This is a genomic window from Limosilactobacillus sp., assembly GCF_022482365.1.
Classification (GTDB): Bacteria; Bacillota; Bacilli; order Lactobacillales; family Lactobacillaceae; genus Limosilactobacillus.
The window spans coordinates 933,137-956,127 of sequence record NZ_JAKVPE010000001.1 but is presented as its reverse complement, the minus strand read 5'-3'; the positions used below and the strand labels follow the sequence as shown (position 1 = coordinate 956,127).

Here is a 22,991-nt window from a genome sequence, read left to right as displayed (position 1 = left end):
TAGCAGCATTCTCGTTAAGGTTTAGGAAAAGATATGCATAATTCAGGTCTAATTACTTCACCATCTTTGAACGTGAATTCCATGTAGCGTTGGAAGATGGTGATTTTTTCTACCAAGCGACGAACCAATTGTTCATCAAAGTCAACTAAGCCATACTTGTGCAATTCGACTAATTTGTTAATTTCATCAAGGCTGTGTAGTTTGGCTTGTTGATCAGTTTCACGACTTTGGACTTTTTCTTTTTGCTTCCGCAGGTCCATAATTTGCTGGGTTAGCGCGTCGCAGTCTTGATGCTGATTGGCAGCCTGGATGAGCTTCATCTGTACCTCTTCCAACTGTTGGTTGATTTGATCGAGTGTTGGTCCTTTGGAGTTCTCGATGACCTTCATGATGTTGGCTTTGATTTGTTTGTTGGCTAACTCATGCCCTTCAATGAGCTGGTTAAAAGCCTCAATAGTAGCTTCTTTTAGAAGGGGTTCTTTAACGTTTCGAATCATGCAGCGGCGACCAGTTTTACTTCTCCTTATCCGACTGGCGCAGCGCCAGACTGCTACTTTCTCTGGTCGATACCACATGTTTCGCTGCATGATATCACCGCACTTACCACAAAATATTTTTTGAGAGAAGCAATATTTACCGTTAAGGCGCCTATGCTTACCGTTCTTAGTAGTGATACCATTTCGGCGCTGTTTGATGATCTGCTGTACTTGCATGAAAACAGACTTGGGAATAATCGCCGGGTGATCATTCTCCACGTAGTATTGTGGCATGATGCCTTCATTCTTCACTCGTTTTTTATTAAGAAAATCAACGGTGTAAGTCTTCTGTAAAAGGGCATCACCAATGTATTTTTCATTTTTTAGGATTTTAGCCACGCTGCTAGAGCGCCAATTTTTTGTTTTGCCACCAGTCAGAATACCATCAGCTTTGAGTGAATCAGCGATTTGCTTCATGCTCATTCCATTTAAGTAGCTATAGAAGATCCGTTTAATAACCTTGGCTTCTTCCGGTTCAATTACCAAGTTACCTTGAGCATCCTTGGTATAGCCCAGGAAGTGATTATGATTCACGAATACTTTTCCTTGCTGATAGCGGTACTGAATCCCCATCTTGACGTTTTGTGATAAGGACTCACTTTCTTGTTGAGCAAGGGAAGCCATGATGGTAATCAGAACTTCACCCTTGGCGTCCATGGTGTTGATGTTTTCCTTTTCAAAGAAGATCGCCACATTGATAGCTTTTAAGTCCCGGATATACTTCAGGCAATCAATAGTATTTCGAGCAAATCGGCTAATTGACTTGGTGACAATTAAGTCAATTTTACCGGCTTTACAGGCCGCAATCATTTTATTGAATTGTTCCCGTTTCTTGGTGTTGGTTCCGGAGATTCCATCATCAGCATAGATACCTGCAAATTCCCAGGTTGGTTTCTTTTGAATTAGCTCTTTGTAGTGAGCTACCTGAGTTTCGTAGGAGCTAGCTTGCTCATCATAGTCGGTCGAAACCCGGCAATAAGCGGCCACTCGGAGTTGGTCAAATGGATGTTGACTACGCCGCTGATGAATAGTATTTCCTTTTTGCTGGTGGGCTGGGATAATGTGTACTTTACCCAATTAAATCACCTTCACTTTCGATAATGCTGTACAAATATTCGGCTTGCTTGATTGGTTCATTGAACCGTTGCTTAATGATGCCACGGTAGAATTGTTGATAGACTGCGGCTTTCTTGGTTAGTTTTTCAGTTAATTCCAAGGCACATTTGAGTTTAAAGATCACTTCAGTCGGATCGTTGACAATGATTTGCTGTGCAAAAGTTTGAAATAAGTTGGGATTAAAGCTGGTTAGCGTTTGCCCTTTCTGGCACCAACGCAGTAAAGACCTGACTTCTTCAAAATCGTTGGCTGAATCAGTATTTTGACTATTCAGTAGTTTGATCTTTTGTCGGCATTGATAAGCGTCTTGTTCTAGTTTGGCCGTTTGGTTAACATAAATGGCCTTGTCGAGCAGCCCAGTTTGCATCAATCGGGTTAGCGTTTCGGCCTTATGGTCGTTAGCTTTGATTTGCTCAGCCAATTTTCCTAATTCACCATTGGAATTGCTATTAGCTTGATTTTGTAGTTCTTCAAGAAATGGTTGCAGTAGGAACTTCTGGCTGAAGATTAACTTATTCATCATGCTGCAGAAGGCGGCTTCCAAACTTTCTTCACTAATTGCTTTAATCGGGCATTGCTTTGCAGACTTTAAGTGCTTTTGACATGCCCAACAGATTTTATTAGGTCTGGTTTGTCGCTTAAAGGTGGTACTGCAATATCCACAGATGATTTTTCCTGAGAAAGGATAATGTTGCTGATACTTGTGAGTACCGACTTCAATGTGGCGCTTTTGCGCATTTTCCTTAATTATTTTCTGAGCTTGATCGAAGGCTTGGTGACTGATCAAACTTGGATGATGGTTTTCAATTAAGTATTGAGTGAGTTCACCTTGATTAAAATGACGGTGATATTGATCATCACGATAAGTCTTTTGGCAGAGCATATCACCGGTGTAATTACAGTTTCGTAAGATGTTAATCACGGTGTTACTTCGCCATTGACCACCACGCTTTGTTGCGACATGGCTGTGATTCAGTTTTCTAGCAATTTGACTAGCTGACATCCCGCTTAAAAATTGTTGAAAAATTTCTCGCACAACCCCGGCTTCCACTGAATCGATAACTAAGTTGCCATCCTCAATTGAATATCCATAGGGAGCAGAGGATACTCGAAACTCACCACTAGCGAAACGTTGCCTGATTGACCAGCGTAAATTTCCTGCAGTCGAATGAGATTCATCCTGAGCAATACTGCTGAGAATTGAGAGAAATAATTCGCTGGCCATTGCTCCAGTGTTGATATGTTCCTTTTCAAAGATAATCGGGATGTTCAGCTGTTGTAACTCTCGAACGATTCGTAAACAATCGGTTGTATTCCGTGATAAGCGGCTGATCGACTTGGTAATTACGAGGTCAATTCGGTGATTATGACAATCAGCTAGTAATTCTTTTAAGGCATCACGCTTTGTCAATTTGGTACCCGAGATTCCTTCATCGTAATAGATCTTAGCTAACTGCCAGTTTGGTTGATTGCTAATGTATTTTTGATAGTGTTCACGCTGATTCTCAAGACTTTCAAGTTGTTCAACGTTGTCAGTTGAAACTCGACAATAGGCCGCTACACGGAGTTGCTTGGCATCACGATGGTAGCTTTGGATTTTAGTAATGGTTGACATGACAAACCTCCTTTCATCAGTGTGGTATGTTAGCTCTAGAGACCTGATGTATCAACGTTTCCGGGCCCTAATAATGGTGGAAATGACTGCTTGTTTAAGGCATCAATGTCCTTAAATTCGGTGGGCGAGATTAAGCCTTTATTAAGCAGATTCTGGATGATCTGTTTGGATTGTCGATAATGTAAGTCATTTAGCAATTGCTTTTGCGAAATTGTTGTATTGATCGACGTCAGTGGTTGATGAGTTACTTCTTTAACTTGTTTGGTCATCTTAATTACCTCCACTGATAAGCCAGCGGAGGTCGAAAAGTAAACCATGGTAAAAGAAAAAAGCTGACAGAAAACTGCCAGCTAAAAAGTTGAAAAAATAGGATAGATCAGCTATCATAATAAAAGAAAAGAGAGCAACGAGCTGCATCTCGTTACCCTCAAGCGTGATCAGGAATGATCGAGGATGAAGCTAACCGTTATGGTTGGCTTTTTTTATTATCGCGTAGGCTTTGGCGCAGTCAATGATCAACTGGCCGACTGCCACGATAACTATGGCGGCAGTAATGCCGAGTCCTCGATTCTTTCCAAATTAACATAGTCATCACCTCGCGTTATCAGGAATAGTTGAAGGGTGATGCGACCATGTCCTTATCACTAAGCCTTCCATGTTGGGAGCGACCCACCATTTCAGACCTGATGATATTTTACCATAGAAACAACAAAAAGCCTGCAGACCGCAGTCCACAGGCAAAAGTTAGTTATTATCGTCCTTATCGTGCAATTGTTGGAGAACACTTTTCAATTTATCAGGTACGGGTAGCCCCAGACGGCTTATATTTTCTAATAGAGAAATACCTTCATTAGAGATATAGAAGAAAATAGTAGCGGTACGGATTGCTGAACCATTCTTTAATAGGTAAATATCAAGGCAATGTGCAATGCCAACTAACAATAGGATTAATACTTTGCGCGTAAGCCCACGAAAGCCAATCTCGCTGGAGAGCTTATGCTCATTAATGGCACAAAGCACTCCGGTGATATAGTCCACGACCATAAAAATCAAGAGAACATATAAGAAACCATCTAGCCCGCCTAAGAGCCAGCCGAGAAAAGCACCAATTGCACCAAAGCAAGTATTAATTACCGTTAAACTAGTTGTCTTCATTCGGATCATCAACTCCTCTCGAATACTCGGCCTTAATTTCCAAGTACTCATGGTTATATTTGACATCATCAATAAAGCCAATATTGTAGCCACGACCTTCAAACCAAATGTTGGTTTCTTCGTCAATATCATCACGATATCGAATAATAAAGGACAATTGCTTTTCCAATTTGACCGTAACCGCCGTGTAATATTCTTGACCATGCAGAGCAGAAACTTTTGCCCACACATCGCCTAAGCGAACATCCTTGTACATCGACATTCCAGTATTAGGATTTTCGCCGACATATTTCTTTTTCATCAGCGTAATACGGCGATCTAATTCACCAATATCAGCAATCTTACTGACCCGTTTGTTTTGCTGTTGCATTTAAAATTCCTCCTTCCGGTAAGGGGACAAGATGGCTCGAAGAAATTTGATCATGGCATCAAAATCGGCGGTTTCCCGATATTCGTAAAGGTAGGCCACGGTATAAAGGATTGCCGTGTGAATATCATCAGGAAGGGAATCGAATGCTGATAGAGGCTGACGAAGGACATTTTCGACGGTAGCAGTTGCTGATCCAATCAACTTTGTGATGAGGTCATCTTCAGTTGTGTTATCAACTCTTAGGTAGGCTTTTGCTTCGGCCAAAGTAATAGCAGCCACATTACATCAGTCCTTTCTACTTAGCAGCCATGGCGAGAGTCTTAATGGCTTCTGGGAGGATGACTTTGGCATCTACTCGTTGCGAGCCCAAGAAACCGACTTGACCAGTTACGGCATAAAGTTCATTGAGACGCTTGAAGGTTCGACCTTGACGATCAGCAATCCAATAGTAATTGAAATCACCAAAGAGCACTGGCTTATTAGATGCGGCCATGGTTGGCATGAACGGACTAGTATAAACCGGGCAATTGAGGATTCGGTCTGGTTGGCCCGCCTGAACGGAAGGTTGCCAAATGTACTGGTCATTCTTATCCTTCATCTTGCGGATGGCCTTCACAGTGTCATCGTTCATCAAAAAGACAGCATTTTGACGGTATGGCGCCTTTAAGGAATAGAAAAGGTCGATCAAATCATCAAAAGTTAACGTATCGGCCTTAGCAGCTGTGGATCCGGCTGAAGCACCATTAGTGTCAGTTAAGATGCCAGTAGGTTGACCAGTACCGGTACCGGTTAAAAAGGCTTGTTCTTCGGCATTACCGAGTCGGCGGCCAAATTCATCAGAGAGATAGGACATCAAATCAAATGCGGAATCGTTTAGTAATTCTTCCGACACTTTGATTAGGGTTCCTAACTTATGGGCGCCTAGTGACACCTGACTAAATTGCGTGTTGGACTCTGTGTAGGCTGCTTCTTCTTCAAGCCAAGCAGCTGTTCCTTCGCTGGCAACAACCGGGATCTTGTGTTCGCCGCTATTGGTTTGGATGACGTGACTGATCGTTCGCAGCACGTTTGCTTCTTGCAACTTTTGGATAAGTTGGTTTTCAAATTCGTCGGGCACTAAGAAACCACCATCGGGGTCCGCACCTTCCTTAAGAGCATCCATGACGGCATGTCCACGCATCATTTTCCAGAAATCTTTTGCATAAGCATCCTGTCTCTTTGGTAGCTGATCAGCAGTTGGGGAATTAGTAAGGGCCTTACAGGTAGGTTGGTTCAGTGCCACTTCAATTTCTGCCTGCTTGTGCCGTCGATTGATTTCCTTACCTAAGTCGACAACTTCTTGCTCCATCTTTTCATAGCGGGCATTGTCTTCGGCTGAGAGTACATCTGATTCCTTTTGCTTAGCATCTAGGAAATCCTTTGCTTGTTTCCAAATACGGGCACGCTTTTCTTGTAATTCAGTAATTTTACTCATTGATAAGTCCTCCTAAAAATTAGTGTGATAACAAAGAAAGCCGCTTTTGCAGCGACTTTACAGAGATATTAGATTTTGCTTGTTCGTTTGAGTTTATTGAGGACAACGAGATCCGATTGCTTATCCGAATAGGAATAACAATCTGTGATATCTTTATTTTGACCTAGCATATCATCAGCAAAGCCTAACTCGATGGCCTTGTTAACGTTCATCCAGGTTTCGTCATCCATCATGGCTGAAATCTTCTCGCGGGGTAGATTTGTTTTAAGCTCATAGGCATTAATGATTGATTCTTTGGTTTCAGCTAGCATCTGTGCAGCTTGATCAAGATCTTCTTTTTGTCCACCAACAATGGTTAATGGATTATGGATCATGATCATCGCGGTTGGAGCCATGGAAACTTTTGTTCCTGCCATGGCGATAACTGATGCCGCTGAAGCAGCGATACCGTCAATCTTGACGTTCACGTCATCGGGATAATTCATTAGCATCGTGTAAATGCGACTGGCAGCGACACAGTCACCACCGGGAGAATTTAACCAGAGATTGATTGGCCCTTTCCCTTGACTTAATTCATCTTGAAATACTTGGGGAGTGACTTCATCATCAACCCAGCTATCTTCAGCAATCGTACCGTTGATAGTTAAGACACGTTGATTTTGAGGACCGCTCCAGTTCCAGAAACGTTTCATTCTTTCGGTTCCTCACTTTCTTTAGATGGTTGAGAATTATAGAAGTTACCAGCTTGGTTGAGTGGTAGCATATTGCCATTTACCAAGTATTCGTCACCGCCTTCATTAGTAGGGATGCGGTTAAGATCTTCAAGTTCCCGAATATCATTTGCAGACAACCAACCATTTTGGCGTCCAATTGCATAGCCATTCATTCGGCTTTCGTAATCGCCACGTAGTAGTCCATCAACATTGAATTTGACGAAGAACTTTCGTTGATCATCAGCGGAAAGTAGCTGTTGATTCATAGCTTGTTCCCAGCGAATGCACCAAGGGTTCAGGGTGTACTTTACGAATTCTAGTGATTGCTGCTCAATATTTGAGAAAGTTGAACGGTCTAGGCCACCAACCATATGCGGTGGAACACGAAAAATTCTGGCAATTTCGTCGAGTTGGAATTTTCGGGTATCAAGGAATTGCGCTTGGTCGGGTGGAATGGAAAGCTGGTGAAAAGTCATTCCTTCCTCCAAGACAGCAATGCTGTGATTATTAGATCCCGAAAATTGTGACTGCCAACTTTTCCGAAGCCGTTCAGGATCTTTGACTACATTAGGGTGCTCGAGAACACCACCAGGCGTGGCATCATTTTTGAAGAAAGTGGCTCCATATTGTTCGGCGGCCATGGATAATCCAATCGCATTCTTGGCCATCGCAATTGGACTATAGCCGATCAAACCATCAAATCCTAACCCTGCGATATGAAGGACTTCATCGGATAAGAGAATGACTTGCTTCGATTTATTGTTTGCTTGGTAATCATCATAGTTGCGGGTATAGGTATAGTAGATTTCACCGTTGGCAGCACGGTTAACGTCCATTCGATCTGGCATCAAAGGATAGAGCCCAGTGATCTGGCCCTGACCGTTTCGAATGATCTGAGCATAAGCATTACCCCACAGTAAGAGATGGTTCATCAAAGTTTCACGGAAGATAAAACTGGTCATTTCTGGATTTGGCGCATCATGAAGCAAAAAATAAAGCGGGTGGTTAGTTGCCCGCTGTTTGCCACCATCACTGGTGTATTGATAAATATGGAGTGGCAGTTCAGCTAATCCTTCAGCCAAGACTCGCACACAAGCATAAACTGCTGTATTCTGCATTGCGGTGCGTTCGGTCACATTTTGGCCAGCCATCGAACTGCCGAAGAAAAATGACATGGTGCTGGATAGGGTGTTTTTGGGTGAAGCTTTATTGGTATGGAACAATTTATTAAATAGACTCATGGCATCAACTCCTTTCAGTTTTTCGTAATTACAACATTAATAGACCTCGACCATCATAAACAGAGTCACCACTGTCTTCATTGCGAATGGCGCGATCCAATCCCATGATAGTAGCGACAACGCCATCTATCTTTTCAGTTGATTTTGCTTTATCTGGTTTGATGTTGCCTGCCGGATCAGTTCGAATGTAGATGTTGTCCATCATCCAACGCAAAACTGGGTGTCCACCGTGAGCAATTTTCTTTTCCAAAGTTAAGCGCATCAACTCTTTGGTTGGTGGAGTCATATCTTTGAACCCTTGGCCAAATGGCACTACCGTGAAGCCCATTCCTTCAAGATTCTGGACCATTTCGACAGCTCCCCACCGGTCGAAGGCAATTTCACGGATGTGATATTTCTTTCCCAGATCATCAATAAAGTGTTCGATGAATCCGTAGTGAACTACATTACCTTCTGTGGTTTGTAAATATCCCTGCTGTTTCCAGATATCATAGGGAACATGGTCACGGCGTACCCGCAGGTCGACATTATCTTCAGGAATCCAGAAGTAGGGGAGCAGGGTGTAACCTTCGGAATCATCACGCGGTGGAAAGACCAAAACGAATGCTGTGATATCAGTAGTTGATGACAGGTCAAGACCACCGTAACAATCGTGACCACGTAACTCATCGGGATCAACAGGAAATGCACAAGCATCCCATTTATCCATCGGCATCCATCGGACATCTTGTTTAACCCACTGATTTAAACGGAGTTGACGGAAGGTATTTTCTTCAGCTGGGTTTTCTTTGGCTGAATTATAGGCATCTTTTACTTTCTCCATTTTGACTGTAATTCCTAAAGAAGGATTAGCTTTTTTCCAGACTTCGGGGCTCGACCAATCTTCATCCCGACCAGCACCATAAATTACCGGATAAAAGCGGGGATCATGTTTGCGACCTTTCATGATATCAATTGCTTTTTGATGGACTTGATAACAGATTGAATTTTCATCATTACCAGCAGTGGTTATTAGAAAGTAAAGAGGTTGTGTTCTGGCATCCCCTGATCCCTTCGTCATAACGTCATAGAGTTTCCGGTTCGGTTGGGTATGCAGTTCGTCAAAGATAACTCCGGACACATTGAACCCATGTTTAGAATAAGCGTCAGCAGATAGAACCTGATAGAAACTATTAGTGGGTTCATAGATCAGCCGTTTTTGTGAAGCGAGAATTTTGCATCGTTTCTTCAAAGCCGGGTTCATTCGTACCATATCAGCGGCGACGTCAAAAACAATGGCGGCCTGCTGGCGATCAGCAGCACAACCATAAACTTCTGCACGTTCTTCACCATCAGCGCAGCAAAGCAAAAGGGCAACTGCTGCCGCTAGTTCTGATTTTCCTTGTTTCTTTGGAATCTCAACATAAGCGGTATTGAATTGACGGTAACCATCAGGCTTCAAAATGCCGAAAATGTCACGAATGATTTTCTCCTGCCAATCAATCAACTCAAATGGTTTACCCGCCCAAGTTCCTTTTGTATGACAGAGGCATTCAATAAAAGAAACCGCAAAATCAGCTGCATCCTTGTTGTAAGTAGAATCTTTAGCCATAAAGCGAGTTGGTTTATAATCTTTTAACTTTCTCAAGAAAGCATCACTTCCTTTCGTTAGTACTAAAAAAGCACTGAGAGTGAACTCAATGCTTGGTAGCTAATTAAATTTACCGGTTAAGATCAGGTTGACATAGCTGGCTCGGTCAGTGGTTAAATAGTCGATCAGATCGTGGCAATTATAGTAATAAGCGAGTCGTTTTACGTTTTCAATATCAAACATATTTACTTCACCGGTATTGCGAATTTGTAAAACCTGTTGGCGAATACGATCACGTTTGGCTAATTCATCTTTGATCCTGTTCATGACTAAGCCTCCTGACTTTTGAATGCGGCGGACCCGGTTAAATTTTTAAGTAACACCTTCCGTTGCTTCTTATACCTTGGGCCAATAAATCCCAGCCGGAGCAAAAGACAACGAAAGGCATATTTTTCATTGCTTTCTTCCCGTGGCTGGGACATAATCCGCTGGTGACTCTTTGCGTATCGCACTAACTTATCGATCAATTGTTGATAAGCTGGAGCATCATCGGTGTTAACTTCGGTGAACCAATCGAAGGTTACTTGTTGGTCATCGATTGTGAGAGGCAACGAGTTCAGTTGGCAAGCGTCTTTGATTAATTGTCCTTTTGCCCAGATTAAATGGCGTAGGTTATCTAGATCTTGGTCAGTAAACTCATTGCGGCGATATGTTATGTTCAACTTGACTGTCTCGCTGGGTGTGAATCCCTGTTGCTTAAGATGTGTTACTAATCCAGCAGGAATCTCATCCGGGGATAGAAGATTGCCATCCTTGCTGATAGTGTATTTGCCAATCTGGTATGCATAAGTTGGTGTGTACTGGTACTCTGCCTTTTGCTGAGTGTATTCAGCAATCTGTTCGACTAACTTTTTGCGCTGTTGGCCATGAACATTAAAATTAATTTCCATATTCAATACCTCCTTGTTTGATCACTGTATACATCACTCTAGAAGGTACAGATAGCAAGGACTTTCGACGCATTAAGCCGGCTTTTTTAGATTACTATAAGGAATTGTATGACCATCTCTTTCCACACTGACTTCTTGATCCGAATCGACTTGTTTGATGTAGCGATTAACGATGACATCACAGTATTTTGGATCTAACTCCATCATGTAACAAACCCGATTAGTCTGTTCACAAGCAATCAGAGTCGAACCAGAACCGCCGAATGGATCAAGAACCGTGCAGTTCGACATAGTAGAGTTCATGATTGGATAGGCTAGTAATGGGATTGGTTTCATCGTTGGGTGTTCCTTACTTTGCTTTGGACGATCAAATTCCCAGATGGTAGATTCCTTTCGTCCGGTGTACCATTCGTGTTTACCATCTTTCTTCCAGCCATATAGAACTGGTTCATGCTGCCACTGGTATGGTGAACGACCAAGCACTAATGATTGTTTTTTCCAGATACAGCAACCAGATAAATAAAAGCCAGCATCTTGGAAAGCACGGCGGAAGTTAAGGCCTTCCGTGTCGGCATGGAAAACATAGATGCTGGCGTCATTAGCCATTGCTTGATTCGTATTTTGAAAAGCAGCGAGTAGAAACTGGTAGAACTTTTCGTCGGTTTGATGATCATTCTTGATCTTGCCAGCCTTGCTGGAGTAATCAACATTGTATGGTGGATCGGTTAACACGAGGTTGACCTTATGATCACCTAGCAATTTCTGGTAACTTTCTGTTTTAGTAGCGTCACCACATAATAAAGTGTGTTTACCTAAGTGCCATAAATCACCTGACTTTGAAAAGGTTGGTTTATCCAATTCGCTATCAACGTCAAAATTATCATCATGGGTGTCATCTTCGGTACCGAGAAGATCAGAGATCTCATTCTCGTCAAAACCAGTTAATGAAACATCCAAATCGCTGGCCTGTAAGTCGGTCATGAGCAGAGCCAACTTATCCTTATCCCAATCACCGCTGATTTTGTTAAGTGCAATATTCAGTGCTTTTTCTTTCTCTTCGTTTAAGTTGACGACTACACATTCGGCTTCTTCGATCCCTTCATCCAGGAGAATTTTTAATCGCTGGTGTCCTCCAACCACGCGGCCAGTTTGTTGGTTCCAGATAATCGGGTCAACGTAGCCAAATTCTTTCATTGATCGTTTTAACTTTTCGTAGTCGGGATCACCCGGCTGCAAATCTTTACGTGGATTATAGTCAGCGGGGATGAGGTCTGCTATTTTCTTTTTAACAATTTTCATCAGTTCATTCCTTTCCGTGAACGGAGCAAGCGTTCCATCACATCATCTTGTGGGGTAGATCCTTGATAAGTAGTAGCGTTGTTTTCTTTAACAACCTGAAAAATTTGAAACCATAATTGGCTAGATTGCTTCATATAGTCGCGACTCATTGATACGTAAGGGGAAGCAATCGCATTCCCGGTCGTCGGGTGGCGGGCAAGAAAACCAAATTTTGAGATACACTCTTCACACTGAATCCAGCGACTAACACTTACTGCATATTGTTCGATCAGTTGTGTGTTGACTAATCTTTCGCACCCCCGTTCAACGAGCCATTTCCAGGTTTCCTTAAAAATATCAGCAGCGTCAAACTCTAATCCATTTTTCTGCTTGGCTTTTAGGTACTCTTTAACTGGCGGCATCACATGACCTTCCAAATTAGTTGGAGTTGGTAGGTCAATTACTTGGGCGTCTTGTCCAGCTTGAATTTTATCGTGAAGTGATTTAGGTTTGCGTCCAGCACCAATTCGGGATCCACCACGGTTTGTACCATCTTTAGCCAAATCTCTCCCTCCTTCCGGCAGGGGTTAATACCCCGTTTGATTTCGCTTTTTTGTACACGAAGGCCCAGGCCCGCTCCCGCGCGAAAAATTTTTAAGGATTTGATGGCCCCCTCCGTGGTTTAGTAATGATATCGACGTGGCTTTTTATGCCAGCGATCATCCATCTGGGCGGTGATGCGGGAGTGGCATGGCTTACATAATGCCATCAGGTTCTTGAACTCGTTGGTGCCGCCGTGTTCCAGAGGCAGAACGTGATGGACCTCGGTGGCTTGGGTATACCTTCCTTGGCTCAGGCACATCTCACAGAAGGGATGGTGGAGCAAGTAGCGTTGACGGATCTTTGGCCAGCCACGATGATAGCGCGGACGACTACGTTTTGGTCGTTGGTAACGATTGTAGTGAGAACTGACTTGCTTAGCATGGACGTCACAATAAGTGTTGTGGGTTAGTCGCGGGCAGCCAGGGTAACGACAGGGTTTCTTGGGTGAGTAGGGCATGACACTCCTCCTTTCTGAGGGTATAAGAAAAGCCCAGCAGTTTTGCACCGCTAGGCTTCAATGTTATAAAGCAAATGCCTTTATCCTAATTTTCTACACTACCATCGTAACATAGATAAGCCGATTGTTTGTTCTGCGTTTTACCTTTCTAATGATGGGATCCATAAAGTAAGAGCGTGAGGTGATCGAGTGCTTTGTTCTTTCGATTGTAAGCAGTGGTTTTCGCAATGAAGTACTTGTCCATCACGATGGTTAGTCCCTCGTTCATTGACTGGTTTGGAGTACGATAGCAGACATCTAAAACAAAGCGCTCGTCTTCAGATAACTCTTGCCAGGCTGGCTCGAACCACTTGAAGTAAAGTTGGGCTTGTTGGTAGCGTTCATTCAGCTTGGTTGTCTCATCGATGCCATGCAGCAGGCGATGCTCAGTTGGGTTATCTTTTTTACTGCTGCCAGGTACGAAACCGTAGCGTGGCGAACTGACACCAATCATTTGTTCCTTGGCTAGCTTCAAGTCGTCTTGGTAAGAGTTAATGATGAACTTCATACCATCGTAATCTTTCAAGGCTGCGATGGTTGCTCGTCGTTTGTCTAAGTAGTTCCACATGATACTCACGCTACAACACTTCCTTTCAGGTTGGCTTTTACTGCGTTGATTAGAGCTAGCTGGGTTTTGTCTTTACGTTTTAAAGCCGCCAGAATGTTTTCGTCAATAGTGCCTTCGGTGATAATGTGGTGAATGACTACTGTCTGACGCTGTCCTTGCCGCCAGAGCCGAGCGTTAGTTTGCTGGTAGAGTTCCAGACTCCAAGTTAATCCATACCAAATCAAGGTGGCACCACCAGCCTGCAGGTTGAGACCATGTCCGGCAGAAGCAGGATGAATCAATGCCAATGGAATATTACCAGCGTTCCAGTCCTGAATGTCTTTAACAGTTTTAATCTCGCGAGCAGTGAATCGTTGCTTGATCTGGGAGAGATCGTGTTTGAACCAGTAAGCAACGAGTACTGGTTTGCCATTCGCAGCTTCAATCAAATCCTCGAGTGCATCGAGTTTTCGCTGGTGGATCTGCACAATTTGTTGATGGTCATCATAAACGCATCCGTTAGCCATTTGGCATAGCTTGTTCGACAAGCTAGCAGCATTCAAGGCATCGATTTGTTTGCCCTGGGTTGAAACTACTAGCTGGGCGTTAAGCTCATCATAGATAGCCTGCTCACTATCACTCATTTTTACCGGAACGGTGTTCATAGTTAATGGTGGCAGCTTCAAGTAGTCCTTAGACTTCATAGAAATGGTGATGTCATCAATGGCGCGGTAGATACTTTGTTCAGCACCGGGCTTAGGTTTGTAGGTAAACACTTGATACATGTTTCGCTTGTCGGGGTCAAAGTAGTTCATCCGGTAAGATGAGATAAAGCGGCCAAGTCGTTGGCCCATGTCCAGCACGCGGAATTCCGCCCACAGATCCATCAAGCCATTAGACGACGGTGTACCTGTTAAGCCAACCACGCGTTTAATCAGAGGTCGTACTCGTTTGAGGGCTTTGAAGCGTTGTGAGCGGTAAGACTTAAAACTAGAGAGTTCATCGATCACCAACATGTCGTAGTCAAAGGAATTACCAGAGGATTCAATTAGCCATTTCAAGTTTTCCCGATTAATGATATAAATGTCGACATCTTGCTGCAGTGCTTTGATCCTTTGAAGCTTAGAACCAGTGACGACTGAATAGTTAAGGCCTTTTAAGTGGTCCCATTTTTCAATTTCTTCTGGCCAAGTTTGTTTAGCCACGCGCAGTGGAGCGACAACTAATACCCGTTGAACTTTCCCCTGCTGAATAAGTTGTTTAATAGCAGTTAGGGTAATGACGCTTTTACCTAGTCCCATATCAAGCAAGATGGCTGCTACGGGATGGTCCAAAATAAACCGAGTTGCATATTGTTGATATTCATGCGGTTTGTATTGCATCAAGCATTCCTCCAATCTGATCAAGCTGATCGCAAACAAAGACTTGGAAACCAAGTTGTTTTAACTGGTTGAGTCTTTGCACTTGTAACGGGCGGGGATGTTTACCAGGAGCCTTCATCTCCACAAAGCCCATGTGACCATCAGGCAGGAGGACCAATCGATCAGGTACTCCGGCCATAGATGGCGAGATGAACTTTAGGCAAAGACCTCCGCGTTGGTGAGTAGCTTTGACAAAAGCAGTTTCGATTTGTTTTTCTAACATTTGTAAAATCCTTCCTAAACGTTGATATATAGGTGGTTCGTCAGGGTTAATGACGGTCGTGACAGTTGCTTTACTACTCTTCTCTATACTCTTTTTTTCTATTTTTATTCCTATATACAAGTAATGTAAAAGAGTGTCACGACTGTCATTAGGGTTGGTAAACACTGATGTATCAAGCTTTTAGAGTTTTAAAGTGTGACAGTCGATGACAGTCAACTGAGGAATTCATCAGCCTCAACTTTTAATCGCAGTCCCTTGATGAAACGACCGTTTTGTTTGTGTTGACGTTGAAAGCCAGCATTTTTGAGGGCCGTGTAAAAGTCAGTTGTGTTGCGGATATATTCACCGATGCCTTGGCAATATTCGCGATACTTTTGATAAAGATCGCCTGACTTTTGTTCATAACTGGGGTCAAGTTCACAATTCTCATTAAGAAAATGTCCTAGCCAATCGTTATTAGCGTGGTAGGATCGTACCGCTTTGGTTACGGCAACGGGGGTGGTTAACTGGTAATTTTGCTGAATGATTCGCTGGGCACCCTCAATAATCCACTGCAATACCGCTGGACCAGCTTGTTCGGTTAGATACTGAGCATAGTTTTTAATGTCATTCCGTTTAGCAATCGTGGCTTTAAAGGGAATCACAATCAATCGGCGCCAGATTCCTTCATCATTACCACCTACGTGGGGCAGGTAATTGGTGTATAACACGATGGTGTGGCTGGGCGTAAAAGAGAAAGGTTTCATGTATTTCTTTTCGGCATAGATTTCATCAGTTGAACAGAGTTGCTTGACGATGGAAGTGTTCAGTCGCTTACCTTCTTCTAGTTCAGCGGAGATGATTAGCCGCTTGCCTTTGACTTCGGCCATCTCTGGTTTGACGTTTCGCCGGACACCAGTTGTTAAGGCATCAGCCGAGAGGTGACCGGTATAGGTACCGAGTACATTAGCGATGGTGTTCCAGAAGGTTGATTTACCATTTCTCCCGCTGCCGTAAGCAATAATCAGAGCTTCCAGGTAAACCTGACCAATCGCCACCAGACCCACAATTTCTTGGACGTAATTAATCAACGCTTGGTCACCACAGAAGAAAGTAGTGAGTGCTTCTTGCCAGAGTGAAGCTCCTTGACTACCAGGAACACAGGATGTGGATTTAGTGATTAATTCATCAGCTTGAATTTCTTGCTGACCATGCATCCCTTTCCTTAAATTGAAAGGACCGGTCGGGGTATTCAGCAGAAATGGATTAGCATCAAACTCATTAATCTCTTTGACGAGCTTTGGTCGGGAGTTGGTTAAGATCCCGTTAATACCTCGAGTGCTGCGTTCCTTGAGAATAAAGGCTTCGTAAGCTTTAGCATTTTCGTAGTCTTTGAACGTTGCTTGTTGTTCATCATTAAAGGTCCGGCTGGCTTTCGTCTTGCCCATTGTTTGCAGGGCGTTGGCGACTCCATTGTTCTTAATTACTTGGTAACTTTGAGAGACACGGAGTTGGGCGTCAGCTAGTTGTTGATCGGTGAAACGCTGAACCTCACCAAGAGCTAGCGGTTCTGATTCCTGCCAGACTTTGCCATCAAACCACATGAAGCCTGACTGGTTGGTGTAGCAGACCCGGTTCTTGCAGTTGTTGACAAAGACATAAGATTCACCAGTATCCGAGTAATCAGCCGGCTGTAATTCATCATTAGGCTGGTTGTATTCTTCGGGTGGAATATATCCCTTTTGGCTTGCCATCCGCTGGCCAAATTTAATAGCACTATTCCAAATAGTTTTTAATTCCTGCTTGCTTAGTGGTGGATCACATTTAGCAGCTTCTTCCTGAAATGCCTGACGAGCTTCAGCAGTATTGCCAAGACGCATAATGATGCGACCGGCAAAATGTGAGAGGGTTGCATTACGTTGACCTTCATGGATTGCTCCCACGTTTTGCTGAGCAAAGTAATGTTGAACCATCATAAATTTGTCTACGGTTTGTGATTCTTCATGCCAGATGGCTTTAGTACTAGGCACACCAAAGACAAACCGGGCCGCATCAAGCGCATTATCATCAAAATAGGGAAAGTATTCTTGAATTTCGTGTTTTAGTTCAGCATAGGTTTTAGCATCCGTAATCTCAGTAATCGGAAAGTAGACATGAAACTTAGGCCGGGGTACTTTATGATGCTTGGCTTTCATGTTGTTGCGTGACAAGGTAATGGCGTAGGAAACATCATCGAAATAGTTAGCAATGTTTGCAGGGTTGATCCAAGTAGTCGGATCGTCAGAATGATCATTGTCACAATCCATAATTAGGCAATCGGCTTTGATGAAGTTGGCAATGGTGCGTTTGTTATTTTGAAATTGACCGCAGACATGGTCATAGCGGACAGCTTGTTCTAATTCCTGTGTATTAGTAATAGCTTGTTGATGAGGATAGATCGTATTGCTAGCCTGACCGGAATTAACTGCCGTCGATAAAGTAAAATGCATCTTTAGTTGGCCTCCATTTCGTTATTAAAGTAGCGGATATTTTTATTTTTACGTTTGGCTAAGCGGATGAAGTAGCGCATATCATGTGTTGGCTTACCAAATGACCAGGCTTCGGCGCATTTGGTTAGTAGCACAATGTTAATAAAGGCGGCTACTTGAAATTCCTGTGAATGGTGCAGGTTAATAAATTGAGGTAGGTAAAGCTGTGGACAAACGGGGATGCCGCCATGTTGATAGACAAAACGGCAGTTGGAGCGCACTGTCATGGTACTTTTAGCATCGCTCTTTACTACTTCTGTAAACGGCGCAATGACAAAGATCATTGGTCGGTAGTGTGGATTCAGTTTATCTTGGCGCAGCTTGGTAATTGCTATGGTTGCTTCTGACATAGATTCAGATCCTTTCATTAAATTAGAGAACTAAAAAAGCCCTCACCAATAAGCCAGATGAGGGCAGAAAGTAAACCATTAAAATTAATCTTTTTTATAAAAGTCGCTAACAAAACCAGCAGCGTTGAGGATTAAGCCATTGGCCCAGTCTGGAACTTCGGTCATGAGCTGAACCATGGTGTCAAGTGACCGATTGGAAGGGGCATCAATTACGGCTTCATCGTGAATATGCATTACCACCGTATTCTCAGTAGCTTCTAACCGCCGCATTGCTTCAGCTAGCAGGTCACGACTAGTTGCTTGGACAATGTTTTCTACCAGCTTGGCCCCATAGGTTTCAATTCGATCCCATTTTTTCACGGTGTTGTTCCCCATGAAGGTAATCGATTCAGAACCAAACCGGTTAATGCCAATTTTAGGTTGGGGGTAGCAAAGATAACGTCCCGACCGTAAACGAAGAAACATGCAGCCACTCCGGTAAATAAACTTCATTCCGTGGGTAGTTTGCGGGAGGTGCGTTTTAATACATTCTTTAGCTGCTTTATCAACGTCCCACCAAAACTGCACAATGTGAGGACTAGCATTACGCCACATTTGAACCAGTGGTGGTAATTCATCATCGGTTAGGCCAAGTTTAGTGGCACCCATGGCTTTGAGCGCACCAATAGAACCGCCATAGCCCAGGGCGAGTTCCGCAATTTTACCCTTTTGACGGAGTTCACCATTGATTCCATGTTTGACCACCGGGACACCAAACATCTGGCTTGCGGATGCACAATAGATATCTTCATTCTTGGCAAAGGATTCTTGTCGCCATTTTTCATTAGATAGCCAAGCAATCACTCGTGCTTCAACCGCTGAGAAGTCAGCCACGTAGAAATGATGATTTTTGCTAGGGATAAAAGCAGTGCGAATCAATTGTGATAAGACGTCTGGCACTGAATCATAAAGCATTGCAAGTGCTGGTACGTTGCCTTGCTTAACTAATTCGCGAGCTTCTTCGAGGTCTGGCATTGAATTACGGGGAAGATTTTGTACTTGTACAAGGCGACCAGCCCACCGACCTGTCCGGTTAGCACCATAAAATTGTAAAAGACCATGGACACGACCATCTTGGCACATAGCTTTCTGCATAGCCTGATACTTTTTGACACTTGATTTAGATAACAACTGGCGGAGAGCTAATACTTGATGGACCGTGCCGGTAGTGGTTTGTAATAGCTGTGCCACTGATGCTTTGGATAGTGAATTAGTTTTAATACCTTGCTGCTGGAGCCAGTCTTTTAGCTGTAATGGAGAGTTAGGATTTGCTAGACCTGTTAATTCTTTAGCAGTTTGTAAGTACTGGTCATGGAAGACGTTTTGACATTTGATCGCATTGTTAACCAGTTGTTGGTCAATCCGGATACCGCGATCGTTAATGTCTTGATCCATCCAGTAGTTTTCCCATTCATTCTGTGGGACGGGGAAGCATTCGAGCTTCTGGGTGATTTCCATTTCAACCTCGACGTCACGCTGATTGTATTGCTTAAACTGTTGCCATTTATCAGGAGCATGGTAGGGGAAGTTACGAGTGCGATTTTGATTGGCCTTCGTAGGTTTGCAAGGTGTGCAAAAGTAGCGAACAAGTTCCTTACCAGCAGTAATCTTTTGCCGTGGTAACCCTAGTACGCTTCCGACATCTCGCAGTGACAAAGGTAGTCCGAGAGTAGCGGACCAAACGCGAGAACAATGCCAACCAGTTGGCTTTAAGCGGTGACCAACAAAGCGTGACAGACAGACCCGTTCAAATTGAGCATTAAAAGCACTCTTAATAATGTTGGGATTATCTAGGGCTTGGATAATCTGTGATGGAATCTTTTCGCCTTGGGTTAAATCAACGACTTTAACTGGTCCAAAGTCGACAGCATAGCCGAATAGCAAGAGTTCAAAGTCATCACTATCGGCATAACGGTAAACCCCGGTATGATTTAGGTTGGTGCTGGAATAAGTTTCAATATCAATCGAAAGCTGTTTCATTAGAAATCCTTTCTACAAAAAATGGGTAGTCAAAGTCGACTGCCCATCTTTTGGTTTAAGCTAAGAAATCATCGTCATTACTATCATCAATTGCTGTAAAGTCATCACTGGCACTAGCATGTCCACCCAGTGGTTCACCATCACGGATCTTTTGGATGTTACCCAGGCCACAGGCGATTCCACGGTTACCGTTGGTGTTAAAGGCATAGAAGTTAATTGAAACCCGAGCGTAGCAGCCACTGTAAACTTCATTGCGATCAAGGATTGGTTGAACATGCTTGTCCACAATTTGTGGAGCAGTAATTGAATTAGCGTTGATAAAATAGCTATCTTGGTAGGCTGCATCATCACGTTCCACATCTCCATCGCGAAGAGGTAGCTTCAGAGCGGCCTTGTTAGGCTTCTTACCACCAAACTTTCCAATGCCTTCTTGAATGGCAGCATCGATGGCCTTCTCAATTGCGGAGACTGTCTTCTGATCTGACTTGGGGATAATCAGACTGACTGAGTATTTTTCTTTACCGCCATTAATAGACTTGGGTTCCCAGATGTTGGCGTAAGAAAGACGAGTGTTAATACCAGTAACGACCTTAGTTTGTTGTGACATGTTATGGTTCCTCCTTAAATTCATCCTTTGGGTTTGATTTTCCAATACTCTGCCGCCAATCGGAATTCGGCACTAGAGTCGGCCTGCCCGCCGGTTTAATAATCTCTTGACTGAACAGTTCGGTGAATTTCTTTTTGCCGAGCTGTTTTTCTAACTTAGTAATTGGCAATAACTTTTGTTGGTAGATGTTATGAATGCCATTAGTTTCAGCAATCTTGGCGACTGCTTTCTCATCTTTATAACGACGGATGGAACGGCCTTCAACAATTTTGTAGCCCGGCCACCGCTTACCATGATTAATTGCCAAGTCAGCAGCGTAATCTTTAACTTCGTGTGCCCACCGATTTAAATCATCAATATGTTCCAGAACTTCAGCTACTTCGCTGTCTGTTAGTAAACTCGGTGAACGGAGCTGAAACCGGGTGAGCTTGTGATGATAATTGTAGCGAGCACGCAGCACGGCATTGCAGGCAGAGAACTGGCACCAGGGGCCATAACGAACAGTGCCTTTGCCAGCAAAAGCTAATTCGGCTTTTTCTTTCAGTTCGGTATTGGCCCAGTGCATCAATTTTTGGGCATTAATGGTCCAGGTACTGATATTGGCCATGCGAGGTTGAAAGATTGTAGTTTCAACTTCATCGATGTTGTACAGATTGCCAAACATCTCTAATGCTCCAACGGCATAGAGCTTCATCTGAGGGTTGTTCTTGGCTTCCACCCGGACACCCTTGCCATACTTGAAGTCGATAATGTGGAGCAGGTGATCAGAAACGATCACGCAGTCGCCGGTACCGAAGCCTTCCGGAACGTACTTGGAGAAGTCTAGTTTCTGTTCCACATTGATGGTGGCGTCAGAAGCATACTTCTTAGCTTGGTGGTATTGTCCCAGGACATAGCTAGCGTAATCATCGGTTAGGTCTTCCATCTCATCTGATTGGTAATCAGAAGTAGGACGCTTGAACCTATCACCGAGCAATCGATGGATCTTATATTCTCCTAGTGCGTGGGCAGCTGTTCCTTCAGCGGCAGCGTTTGAAGTGGTGTGCGGAAAGTATTGTTCTAATCGCGGTAGTGGCGGAGCACTTAGCCAACGGTTGGCACTGGAAGCTGATAGTAAAGCGTGATATTTTGGTGAACTCATTGTCCCAAGCCCTCCGCACTGTAGTAAAGATCCTTGTAATCCTTAGGGCCTACGTCGGATAATTTTTCAGCACCAAATTTATGAAGCAATGCTTTCACTTGAGCGGTGTAGCCTTCACCACTCTTCTTTGCTAGCATCTTGCGAACCGTTACTTTATCTTCAACTGGATCGCGCTTTGGTTGCTCATTATCACATGGGGCTGCATCCTGATTGCTTGATAGCAATTGACGGATGGACTGAATGGCATCCTTGGCTTGATCAAGCTGGTTCTCAGCTTCCTTAAGTTGTAAATCGAAGTCATTCATTACGCTCATATGAATCCTCCTTTACTTCGTTAATTTGCAGTTGCTGAACATCTTTGCCAGGTGTAATCACCATCAGATGGTGTGGTTGACCGAGTAGTAAACGCAGCAGCCGTTCACGGATTGTGATTTGACGCATACTGACAACACCATCTTGTTGGGGATGCTTGGCTACTGAAATAGAAATTTTGTTAGCCATTTTGACCGTTCCTTTCTTGTTAAGTTTGGTAAGGAATAACTGCCTTACACTTACAGGCCATGGGAAAGAAAAAAGTAAACGATTATTTTTGAAGATTTTTCTTGAGCCGTCGATAGATAGTTTGGAAACGTTTAGTGATCGCCATCTTGGTCACTCCATCGTCCTTAGCAATATCTACTTGTTTCATATCATTCCAGAATTTTTTCATGACTAATTTCTGCTGCTCAGGTTTAAGTTGATTGATGCTGTGGTAGAGTTGGTCCATTTCTTCCTTATTAACTACGGCTTGATATGGATCAGCATCGTTTTGTACTAAGGCGCCGTATGGATCATAGGCTTCAAGTGAAACATGACGACGAGTTTCACGGTGGTTATCGTTGTACTCAATACGATTAAGTTCGATGATTTCTTTACCTTCAGCTTCTGTGACCGTGATTTCCTTGATGCCAGTCGGTTGATGTAACTTGATGCGCATGCTGCCATCTTTAGCATCTGAGATCTCCATGTTGAGTTGTTTCCGGTCGTCGTAGTATTTCTTCATAAAAAATTCCTCCTCTT

General features: G+C 43.5%; 25 protein-coding genes and 1 pseudogene. All 26 read right to left on the bottom strand.

Annotation, left to right across the window (positions count from 1 at the left end):
- Positions 1-14: 14 nt before the first annotated feature.
- Positions 15-1,613 (bottom strand): recombinase family protein, encoded by a 1,599-nt coding sequence (locus LKE23_RS04605; protein ID WP_291976150.1) that lies wholly within the window; start codon positions 1,611-1,613, stop codon positions 15-17.
- Entirely contained in the window at positions 1,606-3,267 is a 1,662-nt protein-coding gene (locus LKE23_RS04600) for a recombinase family protein (RefSeq protein ID WP_291976149.1), read from the bottom strand. Before LKE23_RS04600 ends, LKE23_RS04605 begins: the two co-directional genes overlap by 8 nt.
- Positions 3,268-3,302: 35 nt before the next feature.
- Positions 3,303-3,536 (bottom strand): SHOCT domain-containing protein, encoded by a 234-nt coding sequence (locus LKE23_RS04595; RefSeq protein ID WP_291976148.1) that lies wholly within the window; start codon positions 3,534-3,536, stop codon positions 3,303-3,305.
- Positions 3,537-4,011: 475 nt separating this feature from the next.
- Positions 4,012-4,422, bottom strand: coding sequence for a phage holin family protein (locus LKE23_RS04590; protein WP_291976147.1), 411 nt, complete (start codon positions 4,420-4,422; stop codon positions 4,012-4,014).
- Complete coding sequence (locus LKE23_RS04585; protein ID WP_006916668.1) at positions 4,409-4,792, bottom strand: phage head closure protein; 384 nt, start codon at positions 4,790-4,792, stop codon at positions 4,409-4,411. The genes LKE23_RS04590 and LKE23_RS04585 overlap by 14 nt, the downstream gene beginning before the upstream one ends.
- Complete coding sequence (locus LKE23_RS04580; RefSeq protein WP_291976146.1) at positions 4,793-5,071, bottom strand: head-tail connector protein; 279 nt, start codon at positions 5,069-5,071, stop codon at positions 4,793-4,795.
- Between the two features lie 16 nt (positions 5,072-5,087).
- Positions 5,088-6,266 carry a phage major capsid protein gene (locus LKE23_RS04575; RefSeq protein ID WP_291978333.1) on the bottom strand — a complete coding sequence of 393 codons (1,179 nt, stop codon included), beginning with the start codon at positions 6,264-6,266 and terminating at the stop codon, positions 5,088-5,090.
- A 19-nt stretch (positions 6,267-6,285) separates the two neighbouring features.
- A pseudogene (locus tag LKE23_RS04570) lies at positions 6,286-6,958 on the bottom strand (head maturation protease, ClpP-related).
- On the bottom strand, positions 6,955-8,220 hold the full coding sequence (locus LKE23_RS04565; RefSeq protein ID WP_291978264.1) for a phage portal protein: 1,266 nt from the start codon (positions 8,218-8,220) through the stop codon (positions 6,955-6,957). Before LKE23_RS04565 ends, LKE23_RS04570 begins: the two are co-directional and overlap by 4 nt.
- Before the next feature lie 28 nt (positions 8,221-8,248).
- Entirely contained in the window at positions 8,249-9,847 is a 1,599-nt protein-coding gene (locus tag LKE23_RS04560; protein WP_366512172.1) for a terminase large subunit, read from the bottom strand.
- Between the two features lie 63 nt (positions 9,848-9,910).
- Positions 9,911-10,117 carry a DUF5049 domain-containing protein gene (locus LKE23_RS04555; RefSeq protein WP_048687321.1) on the bottom strand — a complete coding sequence of 69 codons (207 nt, stop codon included), beginning with the start codon at positions 10,115-10,117 and terminating at the stop codon, positions 9,911-9,913.
- Positions 10,118-10,119: 2 nt separating this feature from the next.
- Positions 10,120-10,740, bottom strand: a complete 621-nt coding sequence (locus LKE23_RS04550; protein WP_126327918.1) for a hypothetical protein — start codon at positions 10,738-10,740, stop codon at positions 10,120-10,122.
- Positions 10,741-10,812: 72 nt separating this feature from the next.
- Positions 10,813-12,039 carry a site-specific DNA-methyltransferase gene (locus LKE23_RS04545; protein ID WP_048687317.1) on the bottom strand — a complete coding sequence of 409 codons (1,227 nt, stop codon included), beginning with the start codon at positions 12,037-12,039 and terminating at the stop codon, positions 10,813-10,815.
- Positions 12,039-12,581 carry a P27 family phage terminase small subunit gene (locus LKE23_RS04540; RefSeq protein ID WP_047767216.1) on the bottom strand — a complete coding sequence of 181 codons (543 nt, stop codon included), beginning with the start codon at positions 12,579-12,581 and terminating at the stop codon, positions 12,039-12,041. Before LKE23_RS04540 ends, LKE23_RS04545 begins: the two co-directional genes overlap by 1 nt.
- A gap of 119 nt (positions 12,582-12,700) precedes the next feature.
- The gene (locus LKE23_RS04535; RefSeq protein ID WP_003671980.1) at positions 12,701-13,078 is read right to left on the bottom strand and encodes an HNH endonuclease; all 378 of its coding nucleotides are present in this window, start codon (positions 13,076-13,078) and stop codon (positions 12,701-12,703) included.
- Between the two features lie 148 nt (positions 13,079-13,226).
- Positions 13,227-13,694 carry a restriction endonuclease gene (locus tag LKE23_RS04530; protein WP_126327917.1) on the bottom strand — a complete coding sequence of 156 codons (468 nt, stop codon included), beginning with the start codon at positions 13,692-13,694 and terminating at the stop codon, positions 13,227-13,229.
- Positions 13,691-15,046, bottom strand: coding sequence for a DEAD/DEAH box helicase (locus LKE23_RS04525; RefSeq protein ID WP_126327916.1), 1,356 nt, complete (start codon positions 15,044-15,046; stop codon positions 13,691-13,693). The genes LKE23_RS04530 and LKE23_RS04525 overlap by 4 nt, the downstream gene beginning before the upstream one ends.
- A complete protein-coding gene (locus LKE23_RS04520; RefSeq protein WP_007124183.1) occupies positions 15,027-15,308 on the bottom strand; it encodes a VRR-NUC domain-containing protein in 282 nt (93 codons plus the stop codon). The genes LKE23_RS04525 and LKE23_RS04520 overlap by 20 nt, the downstream gene beginning before the upstream one ends.
- 212 nt (positions 15,309-15,520) lie before the next feature.
- Entirely contained in the window at positions 15,521-17,776 is a 2,256-nt protein-coding gene (locus LKE23_RS04515; protein ID WP_291978263.1) for a phage/plasmid primase, P4 family, read from the bottom strand.
- A 2-nt stretch (positions 17,777-17,778) separates the two neighbouring features.
- Positions 17,779-18,165, bottom strand: a complete 387-nt coding sequence (locus LKE23_RS04510) for a DUF7768 domain-containing protein (protein WP_291978262.1) — start codon at positions 18,163-18,165, stop codon at positions 17,779-17,781.
- An 84-nt stretch (positions 18,166-18,249) separates the two neighbouring features.
- Positions 18,250-20,184 carry a DNA polymerase gene (locus tag LKE23_RS04505; protein WP_291978261.1) on the bottom strand — a complete coding sequence of 645 codons (1,935 nt, stop codon included), beginning with the start codon at positions 20,182-20,184 and terminating at the stop codon, positions 18,250-18,252.
- Positions 20,185-20,239: 55 nt separating this feature from the next.
- A complete protein-coding gene (locus LKE23_RS04500) occupies positions 20,240-20,791 on the bottom strand; it encodes a DUF2815 family protein (protein WP_346816012.1) in 552 nt (183 codons plus the stop codon).
- A 1-nt stretch (position 20,792) separates the two neighbouring features.
- A complete protein-coding gene (locus LKE23_RS04495; RefSeq protein WP_291978260.1) occupies positions 20,793-21,932 on the bottom strand; it encodes a DUF2800 domain-containing protein in 1,140 nt (379 codons plus the stop codon).
- Positions 21,929-22,246, bottom strand: coding sequence for a hypothetical protein (locus LKE23_RS04490; RefSeq protein ID WP_291978259.1), 318 nt, complete (start codon positions 22,244-22,246; stop codon positions 21,929-21,931). Before LKE23_RS04490 ends, LKE23_RS04495 begins: the two co-directional genes overlap by 4 nt.
- Positions 22,230-22,433, bottom strand: coding sequence for a hypothetical protein (locus LKE23_RS04485; protein WP_003716711.1), 204 nt, complete (start codon positions 22,431-22,433; stop codon positions 22,230-22,232). The genes LKE23_RS04490 and LKE23_RS04485 overlap by 17 nt, the downstream gene beginning before the upstream one ends.
- An 82-nt stretch (positions 22,434-22,515) precedes the next feature.
- Positions 22,516-22,974 (bottom strand): sigma-70 family RNA polymerase sigma factor, encoded by a 459-nt coding sequence (locus LKE23_RS04480; protein ID WP_003716712.1) that lies wholly within the window; start codon positions 22,972-22,974, stop codon positions 22,516-22,518.
- Positions 22,975-22,991 lie beyond the last annotated feature (17 nt).